Raw genomic sequence first — 2,965 nt, forward strand, 5'->3', positions numbered from 1 at the left:
CCCTCTGGTTGGCCCCGTTGTTCTTGGTCTCCGCAAACGCCAGCGGCGTTCCGGAGGCAAAGCCGATGGCGACGGGTTCACCCGGCTTGAAGAGGTTGCCGTGACCGATCAGGTGATCGGCTTTGGCCAGCAGCGTTCCGATGCCCTTGACCTCGATCGCGTATTCCGCCGTCGAGCCCAGGAATATCCGGTTGCGGACGATGCCCTTGAATGGGCCGCTTGCCTGGGCGCCGAGACTGAGCGATTCAGGACGCAGGCTGACCGAAACGACCTCGCCCTGCTGCAAAGCGGTCCGTTTGCGCGCCGCAATGACGGTGCCGTCGGCAAGCGCCACCTCCACCAGATCGCCCGAATGCCCGGCGACAGTACCGCTCAAGAGATTGGTCTTGCCGACGAAATCGGCAACAAACAGGTCGGCCGGTTCGTCATAGATCTCGCTCGGCTGCCCGAGCTGGACGATGCGACCGCCATTCATGACGCAGACGAAATCGCTCATCGACAGCGCTTCCTCCTGGTCGTGCGTGACCAGCACGAAGGTGATGCCGATCTCGCGCTGCAGGTTCTGCAGCTCGATCTGCATGTCGGTGCGCAGCTTCTTGTCGAGCGCCGCCAGCGGCTCATCGAGCAAGAGCACCGCCGGCTTGTTGACCAGGGCGCGGGCAAGCGCCACACGCTGCTGCTGGCCGCCCGACAGTTCGTGGATCTTGCGGCGGCCATAGCCGGCGAGCCGCACCATTTCGAGCGCCTCGCCCGCCCTTGAGGCGATCTCGCGCGAAGACAGCCTTGGCCGCGCCTGGCGCAGCCCATAGGCGACATTGTCCTCGACATCGAGATGCGGAAACAGCGCGTATTGCTGGAACACCATGTTGACCGGCCGCCGGTAGGGCGGCGTGCCGGCCATGTCCTGGCCGCGAATGAACACCTGGCCTTCGCTCGGCTGTTCGAAGCCGCCGATCATGCGCAGGCAGGTGGTCTTGCCGCAGCCGGAGGGACCGAGCAGCGCGACAAAGGCGGAGGGCGGGACAGCGAGATCGATGCCGCTGACCGCGGTCACCGCGCCATAGCGCTTGGTGACGCCGCGAAATTCGATGTCGGGCACTGCGGTCAAGGCTGATGGCTCCAGCAACAGGGCAATATCGGAACGCTACCAGAGCCAATGGCGGCTAGTATATACCTCTCAGGTGGTATATCTGATCTATTTTCTCGTTTAAGGGGGTATGCATTGTCCCGCAGCGACGAATACAGCCGGCTCGCCACGCTCGTCGCGACGACGCGGGAGACCAGCGGCGATCTCTTTGGCCAGGCGCTGGTCGAGTGGCTGCGGCAGCACGTTAGATTCGACCACTGCGTGATCTTCGGCTATCGCGGCGCCTCGCGCCCGCCGCTGCTGTTCGAGACCTTCTCGCCCACCGAGAGCCATGTGTTCGTCGCGCTCTATCAGGAAGGGCCGTATCTGCTCGATCCGTTCCATCACGCTGCGGTCGAGCGCAAGGAAGGGTTCTGGCGCATGCGCGAGCTGGCGCCGGACCGTTTCTATGCCAGCGAGTATTTCCGCTCCTATTACAGCCAGACCAGGCTGGCCGAGGAGGTCGGCTTCTTCGTGCCGCTGCCGGGCAAGGATGCGCTGGTGTTGTCGCTGATGCGGCTGCGCGCTTCAGGCCCTTTCGGCACCGCCGATGCCAGATTGCTGCGCGACATGGCTCCCGCGGTGATCAGCTTCATCAGGTTGCGCTGGCCTGCTCTTCCGGCCGACGAAACGGCGGAAGCGAAGCAGGACGAGACGGCCGCTATGGTCAACGAATTCGACCGCGCCCATATCTGGCAGAGCCTGTCGCTGACTCCGCGCGAAAAGCATGTCGTCGACCTGGTGTTGCAGGGGCATTCGACGGAGTCGATCGCCCGCGCCATGCGCATCGTGCCGGGAACCGTGAAAGTCCATCGCCGCAACATCTACCGCAAGCTCAAGATCAAGTCGCAGGCCGGCCTGTTCGCGCGCTTCGTCGAGATCATCGATGCACGGATCCGGTAGGCTCTCTAACCGCCGGCTTCCCACGACCCGGTCTCGGCCATCCGCTTCAGCAACGGCGCCGGCTTGAACACATCCTTGCCCGTCCGTTGATGCCAGTATTCGAGCCGCTCGATGATCCTGGCCGGACCTTCAAGGCCAACCCAGAACATCGGTCCGCCCTTGCCGATGGGAAAGCCGTAGCCATTGACCCAGACGACATCGATGTCGGACGCACGGGCCGCTATGCCTTCCTCCAGGATCTTGGCGCCCTCGTTGATCAGGGGGTAAAGCGTGCGCTCTACGATTTCCTCCGCACTGATCGCACGCGGTGCGATACCCTTCTCGGCGGCCTTGTCGCGGATCAGCGCTTCAACCTCGGGATCCGGCACTGGCGTGCGCGCGCCAGCCTCATAGAGGTAAAAACCCCGGCCGGTCTTCTGGCCGAAACGTCCTTGTTCGCACAGCGTGTCGGCGATCACGGCTTTCTGGCCGCGTGCCTTGCGGTTGCGCCAGCCAATATCGAGACCGGCGAGATCGCCCATTTGGAACGGCCCCATCGGCCAGCCGAAATCGGTGAACACCTGGTCGATCTGGCTGGGCGTTGCGCCTTCCAGAAGAAGCGCTTCCGATTCCGAGCCCCGCGCGGCAAGCATGCGGTTGCCGACGAAGCCGTGGCAGACGCCGACCACGACGGCCACCTTGCCGATCCGCCTCGCCAGGTCGACTGATGTCGCCAGCGCATCGGGCGCGGTCTTCTCGGCGCGCACGATCTCCAAGAGCTTCATGACATTGGCCGGCGAAAAGAAATGCAGGCCGAGCACATCCTGCGGCCGCGAGGTCGAGGCAGCGATTTCGTTGATGTCGAGATAGGAGGTGTTGGTGGCCAGGATCGCGCCGGGCTTCGCCACGGCTTCGAGCTTGCCGAACACTTCCTTCTTGACCGCCATGTCCTCGAAC

General features: G+C 63.8%; 3 protein-coding genes. 1 reads left to right on the top strand and 2 read right to left on the bottom strand.

The features are described from left to right. The coding region (locus EN969_RS24570; protein ID WP_164758458.1) for an ABC transporter ATP-binding protein at positions 1-1,108 on the bottom strand (1,108 nt) is incomplete at its 3' end. 114 nt (positions 1,109-1,222) lie between these two features. Between EN969_RS24570 and EN969_RS24575 the strand changes: the two genes are divergently transcribed. Next, complete coding sequence (locus EN969_RS24575) at positions 1,223-2,029, top strand: LuxR C-terminal-related transcriptional regulator (RefSeq protein WP_024504754.1); 807 nt, start codon at positions 1,223-1,225, stop codon at positions 2,027-2,029. Between the two features lie 5 nt (positions 2,030-2,034). On the opposite strand, the gene EN969_RS24580 is transcribed toward EN969_RS24575, so the two are convergent. After that, positions 2,035-2,965 (bottom strand): 3-hydroxyacyl-CoA dehydrogenase (locus EN969_RS24580; protein WP_245467485.1); only part of this gene is annotated, 931 nt, incomplete at its 5' end.

The organism is Mesorhizobium sp. M7A.F.Ca.CA.003.01.2.1, from assembly GCF_003998945.1.
Classification (GTDB): Bacteria; Pseudomonadota; Alphaproteobacteria; order Rhizobiales; family Rhizobiaceae; genus Mesorhizobium; species Mesorhizobium ciceri.